Source organism: Amycolatopsis keratiniphila subsp. keratiniphila, from assembly GCF_001620365.2.
In the GTDB taxonomy this organism is placed as follows: domain Bacteria; phylum Actinomycetota; class Actinomycetes; order Mycobacteriales; family Pseudonocardiaceae; genus Amycolatopsis; species Amycolatopsis keratiniphila.
Map to the genome: position 1 here is coordinate 37,917 of NZ_LQMT02000013.1, position 15,577 is coordinate 53,493.

Sequence of the window (15,577 nt, forward strand, 5' to 3'; positions counted from 1 at the left end):
GGCCTCCTTGAGGGACCCAGAGTCCCTCAAGGAGGCCTTCACGGACCCGGAGGATCACCGCAGGTGCCCCAGCAACCACAGCAGTCACAGCGACCACGCGTGAAGGCCCCTCCCGAGTACATGAAGGCCCCCTTCCTTGCGCCAGGCGCAAGGAAGGGGGTGAAGCCGTCACGCGCCGGCGGCGGAAACACGGTCCCGCCGCGGAGTCCGGCTCACCGCCCAAACACTGACGACGACCAGCAGGCATCCGCCCAGCTGCGTGACAGTCGGCCGTTCGTGCAGGGCGAACACACCGAAAACGACGGCCAGAACCGGGTGCAGCAACAGCAGCGAAGCGCTCACCTGAGGCGCCAGCTGGGAAAGGGCTCCCGCGATGAGGAGCCAGGCGAGCACCTGCCCGACCAGCGCGAGCGCGATCAGCCACAGCCACGCGGCCAGGTCGAGGTCCAGGTCGATCCCCGTCCACACACTGCCGACCACGACCGCCGCAGCACACGCCGCCACGGTGGAAGCGCACACCGGGAACACGACATGGCCTTGGCCGCTGCCTTGCCGCATGAAGAACAGGTACCCCGCGTAGGCGATACCCGCGATGGTGCCGAAAACGATGCCACCGACCGGATCCGTGCCCGGCTCGGCCTGGCCGATCACGCCGGCCGCCATGGTCACGCCGATCAGCATGACCGGCGCGAGCGCGAGGAACCGCCTGGACGGGGCCGATCCCAGGAACAGCCAGGTGAGCAGCGGGAACACCACCACCTGGATGTTGAGCAGCACCGTGGAGATCGACGCGCCGACGTCCTGGATGCTGGCCACCCAAAAGACGTAATCGATGCCGAGCAGCGCCCCCGCCGCCAGGTCGAAACGCACCAGCCGCCACGGCCGCGGTCCGATCCGCCGCCATTCCCGGACCGACAGCGGGACCAGCACCGTCAGCGCGATGGCGCAGCGCAGGAACGCGGTGGTGCCCGGGCTCGCGCCGGACAGTTTCGCGAACCCGGCCGACACCGAGGTGCACGCCGCGCCTCCGCTGATCCGCAGCGCGGCCGTCCGGTGCCGGTCGGGCGCCTGAACACTCATGACGCTCACTATGCCGAGTCCGGTCACATAGCAGAAGTGAATGTTCCTACGGGGAAATCGGTAGCATCGCTTCATGAACCTGGGTCGGCTGCAAGCGCTCGCGTCGGTCGCGAAGTACGGATCCGTCGCCCGAGCCGCGGAAATCCTGCACGTCACGCCGTCCGGCGTGTCGCAGCAGCTGAACAAGCTGGAGAAGGAGACCGGGCATCCGCTGCTCGAGCCCGCTGGTCGCGGAATCCGGCTCACCCGCGCGGGCCAGGTGCTGGCCGAGCACGCGGCACGGGTGCTCGCCCAGGTCGCCGCGGCCGAAGCCGATCTCGCCGCGCTGGACCGGGAAGTAGCCGGCCCCCTGCGGATCGGGGCCGTCGGCAGCGCGATCCGGGAGCTGCTGCCGGACGTGCTGGCCGAACTGGTCGCGAACCGGCCACGGCTCACGGTGTCCCTGCGCGACGGCGAGGTGGTCGACCTGCTTCCCCGGCTGCTCACCGACGAGCTCACGGTGCTGCTGATGGAAAGCTGGGAGGTCCGGCCGCCGCTCCTGCCCGCGGGAGTCGCCGTGCGCACGCTCGTCCGGGAACCGGCCGAGGTCGCCCTCGCCGCGGATCATCCGCTCGCCGGCCGGTCCGTCGTCGATCTCGCCGATCTCGCCGGGCAGGCCTGGACCTGCTGCCCGGCGGGCACGGAAGCCCACGTGGCGCTCACGCAGACCATGCGCGGACTCGGCGCCGAGCCGGACATCCGGTTCGCCGTCGCCGAGTACCCCACCCAGCTCGCGCTGGTCGCCGCCGGGCTCACCGTCGCGCTCGTCCCCAAGATGGCGCAGCGGCCCACCCCGGACGGCGTCCGCTTCGTCCGCACCCGCCCGGTGCTGCACCGGGAAATCCGCGTCGCCTGGCGTACCGACGACCAGGGCCCGCCGATCCGTGCCCTGCTGGCCGCGCTGGTCTCGCGTCAGGAAGCGGTGAACCGGGTACCCCTCCTGGACGGGAGGTGATGCGCGATGGACAGGCCGGGGCCGATCCGGTGGGTGCAATACGTCTACGGACGCCGGCTGCCGGAGCGATACCGCGAGTGGGTGCTGTACGACGCGACCTCGCGTACGTGGCTGCTGAGGTTCGCCCTCCGGATCTGTTTCGAGGCGTTGCCGTGGCTCGCGATCGCGTTCGTGCTCCTGGTGACGCTCACCCCGCTGCCCGTGCCCGCGGTGCTGGGCGCGTTGATGCTGAGCCTGTTCTTGGCTCTGTTCTTCACGATGACCAGCGCGGACGAGCTGGCCGAGGTCCGGCTCGGCAAACACGGTTTCCCGCGTGGCACCGGAAAAGCGGCCAGGGCCGCCCGGGGAGGCTCAGGTAGCTGGCCGTGACGTCACGGTGGCGGCCGCCGCGGCCAGGGACAGTTCCTCCCGTGACCGCACCGTCAGCACCGGTATCCGCGCGTCCCGGCCGCTGATGATCGCGTCCTGTGAGCGGTCGGTGGACAGATCGCCCTGTATTCCGAGCACTCCGAGACCACGCGCGACGGCCTCGGCGACTTCGGGCTGGTCCCAGCCGATGTCGCCGGTGAACACCAGCGCGTCCACACGGTCGAGGCTCGCCGCGACGGCCGCGAGTTCGCGGCGGACGCGATGTTCGAACACCGCCATGGTGAACCTGGCCCCGGCGTCACCGGAACGACTGGCCCGGACCAGCTCCCGGGTGTCGTCCGAGGTACCGGACAACCCGAGCAGCCCCGAGTGGTGATAGAGCCCGTCTTCGAGTTCCTCCAAGCCGACATGCCCTTCCCGCAGGAGCCACAACAGCATGCCGGGATCGACGCTGCCGGACCGTTTCGCCATCATCGCGCCTTCGAGCGGGGTGAAGCCCATCGACGTGTCGACGCTGCGCCCGCCGGAGACCGCGCACACCGAGCTGCCACCGGACAGATGCGCCACGAGGAGGCCGAGCCCGTCCGGCGGGCGGTCGAGCAGCTCGCCGGCGCGCCGGACCGCCCACGCGAACGAGTGCCCGTGGAACCCGTACCGGCGCAGGTCCCAGCGTTCACGCCAGCGGGCGGGCAACGGATACGTCCGGGCGACCTCGGGCAGACCCTGATGGAAGGCGGTGTCCGGGCAGACGACGTGCGGCACGTCCGGCAGCAGTCCGGTCAGCAACTCCAGAAGGGCTTCCGTGTTCGGAACGTGTTCCGGTGCCAGTGATTTCGCCTTCGTGATCGCCTCGCGGACCCGGGAATCCACCACGGCGGGCGCGACGAGCGCCGCCCCGCCGTGCACGAGCCGGTGCGCGACCGCGTCCACCCGCACGTCCTTGACGAACGACCGCACGTCTTCGGTGGCGTCCGCCGGTGGTTTCCCGATCTCCGCCGAGTCGGCGACGTCCTCGCCGTCGACCACGTGCAGCCGCAGACTGCCCGATCCGGGATTGACGGTCAGTATCTTCACGGGTGCCACCGCCAGCCGGTGATCTCGTCCGGATCTTCACCGTCCTGATAGGACTGTCGCAGTATGGAGTCCCGCCGCCGCAACAGTTCGCGGGCGAGGTCCCCGCCTGCCGACGCCCAGCCCGCCGCCCGGCGGACGGCGTCGGCGGCGAGGTCGTGACGGGTCATCCGGTTGCTCGCGAGCAGGTCGAACGGTGTGGTCGTGGTGCCTTCCTCCAGATAACCGTGGACATGGAAGCGGTCGGTCCGCGGGCGTCCGTGCAGCACCTCGTGCACCGCGGACGGGTAGCCGTGGAAGGCGAACACCACGGGTGTCCGATCGCCGAAGCAGTCCCCGAACGCCTCATCGGACATCCCGTTCGGATGCCGTCCCGGTGGGCAGAGGGAGAGCAGATCGACCACGTTCACCACGCGCACCCGCAGTTCCGGCGCCGTTTCCCGCAGCAACCGAGCCGCGGCGAGGGTTTCCACGGTGGGAGTCGTGCCTGCACAAGCGAGGACGACGTCGGCCGCATCTTCGGTGTTGCCCGCCCACGACCACACGCCTGCGCCCGCGCGGCAGTGCGCCCGGGCCTCGTCGGGTGACAGCCATTGCGGGCCGCTCTGTTTTCCGGCGACGACGACGTTGATCAGCCCGGTCGAGCCGAGACAGCGATGCATCGTCTCCAGCAGCGTGTTCGCGTCCGGCGGGAGATAGATCCGGGACGTGGTGGCCTTCTTGGTCAGCATCTGGTTGATGAACCCGGGCCCCTGATGGCTGTAGCCGTTGTGCTCCTGCCGCCAGCCGTCGCTGGTGAGCAGGTAGTTCAGGCTCGCCACCGGCGCGCGCCAGCCGACCTCGCCGGACATCTTGAGGAATTTGGCGTACTGGTTCACCATGCTGTCCACAATGGACACGAAGGCTTCGTAACAGGGGAACAGGCCGTGCCGTCCGGTGAGCAGGTAGCCCTGCAGCCAGCCTTGGCACAGATGCTCGGAAAGCACTTCGTGCACGCGGCCGCGGGGGCCGAGGTGTTCGGTGTACCCCGAGACCTCTCGGTCGAATTGCCGCGGCGTCGCTTCGAGCAGCGCGCCCAGCTTGTTGGACTCCAGTTCGTCCGGGCAGACGACGCGGAACGTGTCCGGCGCGCGCCGGACGATCTCCGCCAGCCACTCGGCCAGCACTTCGGTGGCGCCGGCGTCGGTGGCGCCGGGTTCGTCGACGGCCACGGAATACTTCGCCACCTCGGGAAGGGGCAGGTCGCGGCGCAGCAGGCCGCCGTTGGCCTGCGGGACGCGGCCGAGCCGCAACTCGGGAGCGGGTGGGACCGTGAGGATGTCCGCGGCCGGGACCCCGTTCTCGTCGAAGAGTTCGTCCGGCCGATAGGACCGCAGCCAGCGTTCGAGTTCGGCGAGCTCACGCGGATCGTCGGCGGCGCCGGACAGGGGGACCTGATGGGCGTGGAAGGTGCCTTCGAGCGGAGTCCCGTCCGGCGTGGCCGACGGCAGGCCCGCCCCCTTGGTGTTCCGCAGGACGATCATCGGCGGCTGGCCCGTGTCGTGTTCGTGTGCCCGGGCCAGCGCTTCGGCCAGTGGCGTGTCCGGATCGTCGGTGCCGCGGACGTCCACGACGGTCGGATGCCAGCCGCAGCCGGTGAAATAGGCGACGAGTTCGTCGTCGGACATCGCTTCATAGATTGTCGGTGACGCGATCTTGTAGCCGTTGAGATGCAGGATGGGCAACACCCTGCCGTCACCCGGGCCGCTGAATTTGGGGCTGTGCCACGCGGCGGCGGTCGGCCCCGTCTCGGCTTCGCCGTCACCGATCACGCAGGCGACCAGCAGGTCCGGATCATCGAACGCGGCACCGAATGCCGTGGCGAGGGCGTAACCGAGTTCCCCGCCCTCGTGGATGACGCCGGGAACCTCGGGGGAGAGGTGGCTGGGGAAGCCGCCGGGCCAGGAGAACCGTGCGACCAAATCCGCGAGCCCGCGTTCGTCGAGCGACAGCCGGGGATCGTATTCGGCGTGGGTCCCCTCCAACCACAGGTTGGCGTGGATGGCGGGCGCGCCATGGCCGGGGCCGGTGATCAGCAGGGTCCGTTGCCCGGTTTCGGAGACGAGGCGATTCAGCCCGGCGTACACGAGGGTCAGGCCGGGGCAGGTGCCCCAGTGCCCGAGCGGCCTGGGTTTCAGGTGTTCCGGCCGTAGCGGCTCACGGAGCAGGACGTTGTCCTTGAGATGGATCATCGCCGCGGCGAGGTAGTCGCACGCCCGCCGGTACCGCCGGAGCGTCCCGACTTCTGTTCCGCCAGGCACCGGTCCTCCTTTCCGAGGGGGTTTTCCGACGGGTACCCGGCGACCCGGGACGGCTAACCCGGTGCGACCAGGCCTGATTCGTAGGCGAGCACGACGAGTTGCGCGCGGTCGCGGGCGTGGAGTTCGGCCATGGCGCGATTGATGTGCGTCTTCGCGGCTCTGAGCGGGCTGGCGCTTTCGCGTTCCCGTCGCACAGGGAAGGCGTCCGGCACAGTCGCGTGACGTCCGCAACCCGGCACGGCGCCGGCTCTGTCTCGGCTTCAGTGCGCCGGGTAACGAGCGCGGAGTTCGTCCGCGGCCTTTCCTTCGGTCAATTGGAGCAGGTAGGCGTCCACCGGGGCATGGGAACTGAGTTCGGTGAAGTTCCGGTGGACGATCGCTCCGACCTCTTCGCGGCCGGCGGGGAAGCGCTCGGTCAGCGTATCGACCAGTTTCTCGAGGTTCTCGTCGCTGGGCGGCAGGTGCGGCGGATCTGCGGTCATGACAACTCCACGTTCTCGGGAGACGGCACCCAGTGACGATAACGGGCTCCTGGCGCCGAGGTCTAGATATATCAACCTGAGTTGATGTATCTTCCGACGGTGGCGACCTTCGAGACGGCCGATCCGCCGCCGTTCGTACGGCTGGCGAGCGATCCGCTGCGCTGGCGGCTGCTGCGCGAGTTGTCGCACGGCGACCGTCGCGTGCGGGAGCTGGTCGACCTGGTCGGGCAGCCACAGAACCTGGTGTCCTATCACCTGCGCAAGCTGCGGGCCGCGGAGCTGGTCACGGCGCGGAGGAGCAGCTTCGACGGCCGGGACACCTACTACCACCTCGATCTGGAGCGGTGCGCGGACGCGCTCACCGAGGCGGGAAGTTCGCTGCATCCCGCCCTGGCACCGATCGTGATGGACGTGAAGCGGGCCGAGCCCCGGCTCAAGGTGCTGTTCGTGTGCACCGGGAACAGCGGGCGGTCGCCGATGGCGGAGGCGCTGCTGCGCCACCGGGCCGGTTCGAGGGTCGAGGTGTCCAGCGCGGGCAGCCATCCGAAACCGTTGCATCCCGACGCCGTACGCGTCCTCGCCGAGCGCGGCATCGCCCTGACCCACGAACCGTCCCATGTGGACGATCACCGGCGCAGGCGATTCCATTGGGTGATCAGCCTTTGCGACCGGGTCCGCGAGGTCTGCCCGGAGTTCCCCGGACATCCGCGCGTCGTCCACTGGAGCCTGCCGGATCCGGCCAAGGAACCCGAGAGCTATCCGGCTTTCCGTCGGCTCGCCGACGAACTGGACCGCAGGATCGGGTTCCTGGCCGCCCGGTTCGGCGTGAAGTATCGCGATGATGAGGTGAACAGGACATGACTTCGGATTTGGTGAGTGTGCGTTACCTGGTCGACGACGTCGCGGCCGCCGTCGAGTTCTACACCGGGCACCTGGGTTTCACCGTGCGATCCAGCGTGCTGCCCGCGTTCGCCGACGTGGTGCGCGGGAATCTCCGGCTGCTGCTCAGCGGTCCGGCGAGTTCGGCCGGGCGCGTGATGCCGGACGGCACGAAACCGGTGCCGGGTGGGTGGAACCGTATCCATCTCATCGTCGACGACATCGACGCCGAAGTCGCGAGGCTGCGCGAAAACGGCGTCCCGTTCCGCAGTGACGTCGTGACCGGGCCGGGTGGCCGCCAGATCGTGTTCGACGACCCGGCGGGCAACCCGGTCGAACTGTTCCAGCCCGCGGCCCGTTGACGCCGCACCTCGAGCCGAGCCTGGGCACCGTCCTGCGGGAATGGGGCCGGATCGGCTGCATCGGGTTCGGCGGGCCGCCCACGCACATCGCCCTGCTGCGCACATTGTGCGTGCAGCGTCGGAAGTGGTTGTCGGATCAGGAGTTCGAGGACGCGATCGCCGCGTGCAACCTGCTTCCCGGCCCGGCGTCGACGCAGCTCGCGATCTTCACCGCGTGGCGGGTACGCGGCCGGGCGGGGGCGCTCGTCGGGGGTGCGGCGTTCATCGTGCCCGGCCTGATCGTGATCCTGGCGCTGGCCGCGCTGTTCCTCACGGGTTCCCCGCCCGCCTGGGTGCGCGGGGCCGGTGCGGGCGCGGGTGCGGCGGTCGCCGCCGTCGCGGTGCACGCCGGGGTCGGCCTGATCCCGGCAGGCTGGCGACGCGCGGCCTCGACGGGCCGCGTGCGCTGGGCCCTGTACGTCCTGGCGGGTGTCGTGTCGGCCGCCCTGCTCGGCCCGTGGCTGGTGCTCGTCCTGCTGGGCTGCGGCGTGGCCGAACTGACCGTGAACCGCGCACGCCGCGGCGAGTCCAGTGCCGCGTTGTTCGCAGTCCCCGCCCAATCCTGGGCCGCCGCGGTCGCGGGCGCGGGTGTGTTCGCGTCCGTCGCATGGGTGGCGCTCAAGGTCGGGATGCTGTCCTACGGCGGCGGTTTCGTGATCATCCCGCTCATGCAGGACGACGCGGTGAACACCTACCACTGGATGACCGCGGGCGAGTTCCTGAACGCGGTCGCGCTCGGCCAGGTCACCCCCGGCCCGGTGGTGCAGACCGTCGCCGTCGTCGGCTACGCCGCGGCCGGGCTCGCCGGCGGCCTACTGGCCTCGCTGGTCGCCTTCGCGCCGTCGTTCCTGTTCATCCTGTTCGGTGCCAAGCATTTCGACCGGCTGCGCGGTAACCCGAACGTCCGGGCGTTCCTCGACGGCGCCGGTCCGGCCGCGGTGGGCGCCATCCTCGGCTCGGCGATCCCGCTCGCGCTCAGCCTGACCCAGGGTTGGCAGTACGCCGTGCTCGCCGGTGCCGGGGTCCTGCTGTTCGTGTTCCGGCGCGGAGTGGTGACCACGATCCTGGCCGCGGCGGCGGCCGGAACCGTGCTCGCGCTCGCCGGAGCGCTCCTGCCGAGCTGAGGTTCAGCCCAGTCCCCGGGTGGTGACGACCCGCGCGTTGCCGTCGGACAGGTGGTAGGACAGCCCGACGACGGCGGTCTTCCCGGCGTCGATCTGCTCGGCGAGCAGCCGGGAGCGGTCGACCAGGAGGTCGACGGTGTGGCGGATGTGCTCGTCGATGATGTCGTCGTTGCTGGTGAGCCCGGCGGCGCGGGCCGCGAGGACGCTCGGGGTGACCCGTTCGATGACATCGCGGACGAAGCCGTTGGTGCCGAGCCCGTCCTTCAGCGCTTCGCGGGTCGCGGCGACGGCACCGCAGGAGTCGTGACCGAGGACGACGACCAAGGGGCAGTCGAGGATGCTGACGGCGTACTCGATGCTGCCCAGCACCTCCGAACCGGCGACATGGCCCGCGGTGCGGACGACGAACAGGTCGCCGAGACCGCGGTCGAAGATGATCTCGGCGGCCAGCCGTGAGTCGGAGCAGCCGAAAAGGACCGCGAAGGGGCTCTGCTCGGGGGCGGTTTCCGTGCGGCGGACGGCATCCTGGTTCGGGTGCTCCGGAGTGCCGGCCACGAAACGCCGGTTACCGGCGAGCAAAAGGTCGAAGGCCTCGGAAGGGGTCGGCGCGTCGCTCATGGAGCGGACATTACCGGCTGCCACCGGCTCCGGCAGGTGGGCCGCGTCACTGATCGAGCCTGCCGGAGACGGCACGCATGGCACGGCCGACCGCCTGGAGGTCTTCCGGGTCGATCACGTCCACGAAGTGTTCTCGGACGGTGCGGAGGTTGTCCGGCGCCGCGCGGCGCAAGGTCTCGTATCCCTTGTCGGTGAGCCTGGCCCGCACGCCGCGGCCGTCGTCGGCCGTCGATTCCCGCTGCACCAGGCCGCGGGCCTCCAACCCGTTGATGCGGTGCGAAAGGCGGCTGCGCGAGTAGTACGCGGATTTCGCGAGGTCCGCCATGCGCATCGACCGGCCGGTGGCTTCGGAAAGCCGTACCAGGAGTTCGAACTCGGCCAGCGAAAGCCCGTGCTCGTCACGTAACCGCCGGTCGAGCAGGTCCACGAACCGCACGGATCCTTCGATGAACGCCCGCCAGTCGCGCTGCTGGTCCGGGTCGAGCCAGTCGGTCACGGCGCACACAGTAACAGTTGACGTCTTCAACTACTTCGGTCTAGCTTTGGTTGAAGACTTCAACTAGATGGGGACCAAGATGACGAACGAAGCCTGGGTGATGCGGGAGAAGGACGCGGAGGTCGTCGAGCGGCCCGCGTTGCGGCTGCTGGCCGACGGCGAGCACACCGGTGGGCTGCTCGGTGCGAACCGGTTGTCGCTACGCCCCGGCGAGCCCGGGACGAAACCGCACTATCACCGGAAATCCGCGGAGGCGTTCTACGTGCTCGACGGGGCGCTGCGGATGCTGGTGGGCGACGAAACGATCACGGTCGAGCGCGGTGGGTACGTGGTGATCCCGCCGGGCGTCCGGCACGCGTTCGCCGCGCCGCCGGAGCTCGGCGCGGACGTCCTCATCACGCTGGCGCCCGGCGTCGACCGGTTCGGCTATTTCCGGATCCTGCCCGAGATCCTGCGCGGGAACGTCGCACCGGAAGAGGTCGAGCGCCTTCACGAGCGGTACGACGTGCACTTCGTCGACGCGCCCGAATGGGACACGCCGTAACGCTCGCGCACCCGCCGGGTGGCCTCGTCGTCGATGCTGAGCCGCCGGACCGAGCCGACGCCGCCCGAACCGGAAAGCACCATCGCGACGAGAAGAAGGGGGAACAGCACCGTCCGCACGAACATGGCCCAGCAGGCCGACGCGCCGATCCGCCCGCCGTCCTTGACCCGGACGAGCCGGGTGCCGGTGAGCGCGGCACCGAGAACACGGCCGTTGCCGAAGAACAGGCCGTAGAGCACCGGAACGCCGATCAGCAGGCCGAGCAGGGTGAGCAAGGGCGCACTGTCGGGGATCGCGCTGTTCCGGGTGGCGACCGCGAACACGACGAAACCGATCCCCGCGCACAGCAGGTAGACGACGAAATCCACGAGCCAGGCCGCCAGCTCCGCCCACCCACCCGCCGAGACGTACAGCGTCCCGTCGTCGAACGCGCCGAGCCGTCTCGCGACCTTCGGCCCGAAGGCTCGTTCGACTTGCTCCTTGGCGATGTCCAGCCCACCGGTCATAGGGCATTGTGCGTGAAACCCCAGGCTGTGGTGCGAACAGCCCACATCGTCCGGCGAGCATGCTTCGATGGGGGGATCATGACGAACGACAGCGAGGTCGGGCGGCGGCCCCTGACGAGCTACGTCAGCCGTGCGGACGACGAGGACGAGGTGCGCCGGCTGCTCGGCACGGGCCGTCTGGTCACCTTGACCGGAGCGGGTGGTGTGGGCAAGACCCGGTTGGCCGCGCAGGTGGCCAGCTCGCTCACCCGGGCCTTCCCCGGCGGAGTCGCGGTCGCCGGGCTGGGTGAACTGCGGGATGAACGTCTCGTCGCGCGCACGGTCGCCGACGCCTTGGGCCTGCACGACACGGCGGGACACACCGACCTTGAGGCCGTCGTTTCGTACCTGCGGACACGACGGTCGTTGCTGCTGCTGGACAACTGCGAACATGTCCTCGACGGCAGCGCGGACCTGGTGACGGCGTTGCTGCGGGACTGCCAGGACCTCGTCGTCCTGGCCACCAGCCGCTGCTCGCTGGGACTGGCCGGGGAACACGTGCTGGCGATCCCGCCCCTGGCGGTGCCCGGCGAAGAGGTCGAGGCACCGGGAGAGGCGCTCACGTTCGGTGCCGTGCGGCTGTTCGCGGAGCGTGCCGCCGGCGTGCTGCCCGCGTTCGAGGTCACCGAGAGCAACGTCGCGGACGTCGTCCGCCTCTGCCGACGGCTCGACGGCCTGCCGTTGGCGATCGAACTCGCCGCGGCCAGGATCCGGGCCCTGTCGCCGTCGCAGATCGCGGACCGCGTCGAGAAGAGCTCGGAGGTACTGGCCACCGGCCTCCGGATGCCGGTCGAGCGGCATCGGACCCTGCGCGCCACCATCGAGTGGAGCCACTCCCTGTGCACCGAGACCGAGCGGATCGTCTGGGCGCGCTGTTCGGTGTTCGCCGGGCAGTTCGACCTGTCCGCCGTCGAGAGCGTTTGCGCCGAAGACGGCGGGCTGGACTCGCTGGCCGTGCTCGACGCGGTGGACGGGTTGGTCGACAAATCGGTGCTGGCCCGCATCGACGGCACGGACCGGGTCCACTATCGGATGCTCCGGCTGCTCCGCGAATTCGGCGGGCACCGGCTCGCCGAATCCGGTGACGAGTTCGCCGTGGCGAGGAAGCATCGTGACCACTACGCCCGGCTGATCGACCAAGCAGGCGCCACGTGGTTCGGGCCGGGACAGGAGGAGGTGTACGAGCGCTTGACGGCGGCGCACGCCGACATCCGCGAGGCGCTGTCGTGGTCGCTCCGCACCCCCGGCGAAGGCGCGGCGGCGTTGGGGATGGCCATCGGCGTGATCGAGTACTGGGTGGCCCGCGGCGCCGCCTGGGAACTGCGCGACTGGATCGATCGCGCGCTCGAGACGATGCCGCCGGAGACCCGGGGGCGGGCCCGCGGCCTGGCCGTCGGCGCCCTTTGCGCCGCGCTGCACGCGGATCTGCCGGGCGCGCGGCAGCGGCTGGCCACCGCCGAGGCGATCGGGGACGACGAAGCCGCTCCTTACATCGCCCATGCGTGTGCTTTCGTGAGGATGCTGTCCGCGGAACCGAACACCATGGTCCGCGCGGCGGAGGCCGTGCGGCTGTTCGGTGAGCGAGGCGACGTGCGCCGCCAGATGCATCCCATGTTCATCCAAGGGGTCGCACTGGCCTACCGAGGTGACCTGCCGGGTGCCCGGGAGCTGCTGGGCTCGATGCTCCGTCTGTGCGAGGAGGCGGGGGAGTACCGGTATCGCTCCATGGCCCTGTACGGGCTGGGAGTCGTCGAAGTCTGCTTCGGCGGCGTTCTCGACGACGGCGAGCGGTTCATCCGCTCCGCGCTGGAGATCGACCTCCGTACGTCGGACATGATGTCCGCGGCTTACCGGCTGGACGGTCTCGCCTGGGTGTCGGCGAGGCGCGAGGAGTGGGTCCACGCGGCGGAACTGTTCGGGACCGCGGCCACGCTCTGGGAGCGCTGCAACGCCGAGCCCGACGTGGCCGTCACCGCGACCCACCGAACCTTCCACGAAGCCACCAGGAATGCCTTGGGGGCCAAGAGGTTCGACTTGGCCTTCGCCGACGGACGACGACGGAACCCGCACGACGCCCTGGCCGGCCCCGGGGCCCTTTCCGCCGGTGAACCCGCCGACCTCCCGCCGCTGACGCCGCGTGAGTCGGAGATCGCGCGGCTGGTCGCGGCCGGGCTGAGCAACCGGGACATCGCGGCGAGACTGGTCATCGCCCGGCGCACGGTCGAGACGCATCTGCAGCACATCTCGCACAAACTCGACTTCGCCAACCGGACCCAGCTGGCCGTCTGGGTCGAGCAGGCCGGCCGCGGACCGCTGTGACCCCGGGGGTCACAGCGGCCGCGAGTGTCAGCCGAGCGGGCAGGTTCCCCGGTACACGGCGATCTTCGGGTCGTTCGCCGGGAGCGGGCACAGGAACTGGTCGTACCTGGTGTCTTCGTCGACGAAGCGTTTCAGCCACGAAAGGCTGTACTTCGCGATGGTCACGTTCGGCTTCGTCGGCGCCATGTGACCGGCGCCGGCCAGCAGCAGGTACGCCTTGTCCAGGGATTCGGGAAGGCTTTGGTAGAACGGCCGGGAATGCGAGCCGTCCGGGGCGATGAAATCGTTCTGGGCACTGACGACGAACGTGGGGACCTTCAGGTCGGAGAACACCGTGTTCGGATTCCAGCCCGTCAGCGGGATGGCGGCCTTCAGCGTGGGGGCTTTCTGCGCGGCGATCAACGACCCGCCGCCGCCCATCGAATGGCCCATGACGGCGAGCCTGCCCGGGTCGACACGGTCCTTGGCCTGACTCTTGTCCGTCACGTAGCGCAGAGCCGCGAGCAGCTGATCGGACCGGAGGTCCGGGGTGTCCCAGGTGCTCTTGGTGGAGAACGTGATGACGACGAATCCCTGGGAGGCCAAGCGCGGGCCGTACCAGGCGATCGCGCTCTCCGTTTCGAAGAAGCCGGGCGCGATCGCGATCGCGCCGAAGGTGCCCTGGCCGGTGTCGGTCGGGTAATGGATCGTCCCGCCGCCGAAACCCTGTCCGGCGGGGACCTTCTCGGTGGCGGTCTGGAACGATCCGCGGTCCGCCTCGATACTGGCGTTCGTCGGAGCCGGGCCCCGGGCATAGGGATTCTCTTCGGCTTCAGCCGGTGCCGCCGCCACGAGCAGTGCGGTCACCGCACTGAGCACAGCGGCGCCCCATCGTGATCCACGCTTCATCGCGCATGTCCTCTCGGAAGAACCGTTCCGGAGCCGGAACGGTTTCCCAGATATAGCGGGAGCCCGGCGGGGCGCGCGTCGTGGAAACTACTGAGAAATGAAAAACTGTCACATGGGGGCGGATTTCAGGTTCGGGAATGGTGACGGTGGATCGGTATTCGCTCGCCCGCTCACCGGCGGCCGCAAGTACGTGAAGGCCCCCTTCACTGCGCTAGACGCAATGAAGGGGGCCTTCACGTACTCGGCGGAAGCCTTCGCGCGGCAAAGCGGTCAGGTGCCCGACCGGTTCCCCGTGGGGATGGTGATCAGCGTCGTGGTCGGTGAAGTTCCCTTGTTGAGGAACAACATCGCCAGCGCCCGCACCATCTGGTCGAACATGTAGAACCCGGCGGGCATGATCGGGATGAGCCCCTCGCGGAACGCGATGTAGGCGGGCCACGCGGTGCGGATGAGGGTCGCGGACGCGTAATCGCGGCGCAACCCGAGCCAGTCGCCGATCGCGTCGCTCAGCACGTACCGCACGAATTCGTTCAGGAAGCCCCTGGTGACGCCCAGGTCGACCTGCGCGGTCAGCCCCAGCAGGTCTTCCGCGAGCTCTTTTCCTTCGTGCGAAGGGGAAAGGATCGGGGTGAGCACTTGCGCCGACTGCGCCTCCGCGGCCGCCCACGTCTTCGGGATGAACTCCTCCCGCACGCCGAGCAGGTGGATGGCGACCTGCCACATGTGGAGGAAGGCGTCCTCGTCGGCGGCCGACATCGGGACCTTCCATTCGCGCAGCTTCCGGCGCACGTAGGTGCCGAGACTGTGGAAGGTGACCAGGATGTCGCCGTTGCTGATCGGGATCCGCTCGTCCGCGACGGCCTTCCAGTACGGTGACTGCGGCAGCAGATGCCGCACCGCGGCGTGCACCAGCCGCGTCTTGTTGGCGGTGACCACGAACTGGCCGTCGGGCTCGAAGGCGTTCAGGTCGCTCAGGTCGTAGCCGAAGGTGAACGTCTTGGCCGCACGGTCCTGCATGTCGGCCCCGCCCGCGGACCAGTAGACCGATTTGGCCTCACGCGGGATGACCGTGCTCATGATGCCGCTGCCGAGCCCGTACAACATGAACAGATAGGTGTCCTTGCGCCGGTTGAAATCGGCCGCGCGGCGCAGTTTCGCGGGGTCGGCCCAGGACGGCAACCGGTTGACGCGCTGGAGGTAGCCAGCCAGATCGGCGGGCAGTCCGCCGGGGAGCGGGTCGTTGTTGTCCACCCATGACCGCATCGCGGTGTTGACCGCGGGCACCTGGCCCGCTTCGAGGATCCCCGCCATGATGCGGTCGATCTCGTCGTCCCAGACCCACCAGGGGTCGGCCGCGGAACCGGTCTGAGTCGCGCCCCAGGCGGGGGCGACGCTCGCCGCGCCCACCAGGCCCAGCGCGACGCCGAGGGACAGGACATTCCTCCTGCTGAGATCGCTCATTTACTT

At 69.6% G+C, this 15,577-nt stretch carries 16 protein-coding genes and 1 pseudogene; 7 read left to right on the top strand and 10 right to left on the bottom strand.

Annotated elements, in window-relative coordinates; genetic code table 11:
• Positions 1-168: 168 nt before the first annotated feature.
• Complete coding sequence (locus tag AVR91_RS13925; protein ID WP_063271193.1) at positions 169-1,080, bottom strand: DMT family transporter; 912 nt, start codon at positions 1,078-1,080, stop codon at positions 169-171.
• Positions 1,081-1,153: 73 nt separating this feature from the next.
• Here AVR91_RS13925 and AVR91_RS13930 point away from each other — a divergent pair, with 73 nt between their 5' ends.
• Entirely contained in the window at positions 1,154-2,074 is a 921-nt protein-coding gene (locus tag AVR91_RS13930; protein WP_063271192.1) for a LysR family transcriptional regulator, read from the top strand.
• A 6-nt stretch (positions 2,075-2,080) separates the two neighbouring features.
• The gene (locus tag AVR91_RS13935) at positions 2,081-2,443 is read left to right on the top strand and encodes a DUF5313 family protein (protein ID WP_063271191.1); all 363 of its coding nucleotides are present in this window, start codon (positions 2,081-2,083) and stop codon (positions 2,441-2,443) included.
• Here AVR91_RS13935 and AVR91_RS13940 read toward each other — a convergent pair.
• The 4 genes and pseudogenes from AVR91_RS13940 to AVR91_RS13950 form a co-directional block, all read right to left on the bottom strand.
• Positions 2,426-3,517 carry an acetate/propionate family kinase gene (locus AVR91_RS13940; protein ID WP_228709200.1) on the bottom strand — a complete coding sequence of 364 codons (1,092 nt, stop codon included), beginning with the start codon at positions 3,515-3,517 and terminating at the stop codon, positions 2,426-2,428. The genes AVR91_RS13935 and AVR91_RS13940 overlap by 18 nt on opposite strands.
• Complete coding sequence (locus AVR91_RS13945) at positions 3,514-5,814, bottom strand: phosphoketolase family protein (RefSeq protein ID WP_063271189.1); 2,301 nt, start codon at positions 5,812-5,814, stop codon at positions 3,514-3,516. Before AVR91_RS13945 ends, AVR91_RS13940 begins: the two co-directional genes overlap by 4 nt.
• Before the next feature lie 53 nt (positions 5,815-5,867).
• Positions 5,868-5,984, bottom strand: a pseudogene (locus AVR91_RS42430) (DNA-binding response regulator); the annotation flags it as partial.
• Between the two features lie 90 nt (positions 5,985-6,074).
• Positions 6,075-6,296 (bottom strand): three-helix bundle dimerization domain-containing protein, encoded by a 222-nt coding sequence (locus tag AVR91_RS13950; protein ID WP_063271188.1) that lies wholly within the window; start codon positions 6,294-6,296, stop codon positions 6,075-6,077.
• A gap of 99 nt (positions 6,297-6,395) precedes the next feature.
• Between AVR91_RS13950 and AVR91_RS13955 the strand changes: the two genes are divergently transcribed.
• From AVR91_RS13955 to chrA, 3 genes are read left to right on the top strand one after another with little or no spacing between them, the layout of a single operon-like run.
• Positions 6,396-7,157, top strand: a complete 762-nt coding sequence (locus AVR91_RS13955; protein ID WP_083737570.1) for an arsenate reductase/protein-tyrosine-phosphatase family protein — start codon at positions 6,396-6,398, stop codon at positions 7,155-7,157.
• On the top strand, positions 7,154-7,537 hold the full coding sequence (locus tag AVR91_RS13960; RefSeq protein WP_063271186.1) for a VOC family protein: 384 nt from the start codon (positions 7,154-7,156) through the stop codon (positions 7,535-7,537). The genes AVR91_RS13955 and AVR91_RS13960 overlap by 4 nt, the downstream gene beginning before the upstream one ends.
• Entirely contained in the window at positions 7,534-8,700 is a 1,167-nt protein-coding gene (chrA, locus tag AVR91_RS13965; RefSeq protein WP_063271185.1) for a chromate efflux transporter, read from the top strand. Before AVR91_RS13960 ends, chrA begins: the two co-directional genes overlap by 4 nt.
• 3 nt (positions 8,701-8,703) lie before the next feature.
• Here chrA and AVR91_RS13970 read toward each other — a convergent pair whose 3' ends face one another.
• Both AVR91_RS13970 and AVR91_RS13975 read right to left on the bottom strand, forming a co-directional pair.
• Positions 8,704-9,318 (bottom strand): carbonic anhydrase, encoded by a 615-nt coding sequence (locus tag AVR91_RS13970; RefSeq protein WP_063271184.1) that lies wholly within the window; start codon positions 9,316-9,318, stop codon positions 8,704-8,706.
• A 46-nt stretch (positions 9,319-9,364) separates the two neighbouring features.
• Positions 9,365-9,814 carry a MarR family winged helix-turn-helix transcriptional regulator gene (locus AVR91_RS13975; RefSeq protein ID WP_063271183.1) on the bottom strand — a complete coding sequence of 150 codons (450 nt, stop codon included), beginning with the start codon at positions 9,812-9,814 and terminating at the stop codon, positions 9,365-9,367.
• A 79-nt stretch (positions 9,815-9,893) separates the two neighbouring features.
• Here AVR91_RS13975 and AVR91_RS13980 point away from each other — a divergent pair, with 79 nt between their 5' ends.
• Positions 9,894-10,358, top strand: a complete 465-nt coding sequence (locus tag AVR91_RS13980; RefSeq protein ID WP_063271245.1) for a cupin domain-containing protein — start codon at positions 9,894-9,896, stop codon at positions 10,356-10,358.
• On the opposite strand, the gene AVR91_RS13985 is transcribed toward AVR91_RS13980, so the two are convergent.
• Positions 10,304-10,864, bottom strand: a complete 561-nt coding sequence (locus AVR91_RS13985) for an RDD family protein (RefSeq protein WP_063271182.1) — start codon at positions 10,862-10,864, stop codon at positions 10,304-10,306. The two genes, AVR91_RS13980 and AVR91_RS13985, sit on opposite strands and share 55 nt — an antisense overlap.
• Positions 10,865-10,942: 78 nt before the next feature.
• Here AVR91_RS13985 and AVR91_RS44420 point away from each other — a divergent pair, with 78 nt between their 5' ends.
• A complete protein-coding gene (locus AVR91_RS44420) occupies positions 10,943-13,222 on the top strand; it encodes an ATP-binding protein (RefSeq protein WP_063271181.1) in 2,280 nt (759 codons plus the stop codon).
• 27 nt (positions 13,223-13,249) lie between these two features.
• Here AVR91_RS44420 and AVR91_RS13995 read toward each other — a convergent pair whose 3' ends face one another.
• Positions 13,250-14,110: a poly(ethylene terephthalate) hydrolase family protein gene (locus AVR91_RS13995; RefSeq protein WP_083737550.1), complete on the bottom strand. Its 861-nt coding sequence runs from the start codon at positions 14,108-14,110 to the stop codon at positions 13,250-13,252.
• A 270-nt stretch (positions 14,111-14,380) separates the two neighbouring features.
• A complete protein-coding gene (locus AVR91_RS14000; protein ID WP_063271179.1) occupies positions 14,381-15,571 on the bottom strand; it encodes an oxygenase MpaB family protein in 1,191 nt (396 codons plus the stop codon).
• Between the last annotated feature and the right edge of the window lie 6 nt (positions 15,572-15,577).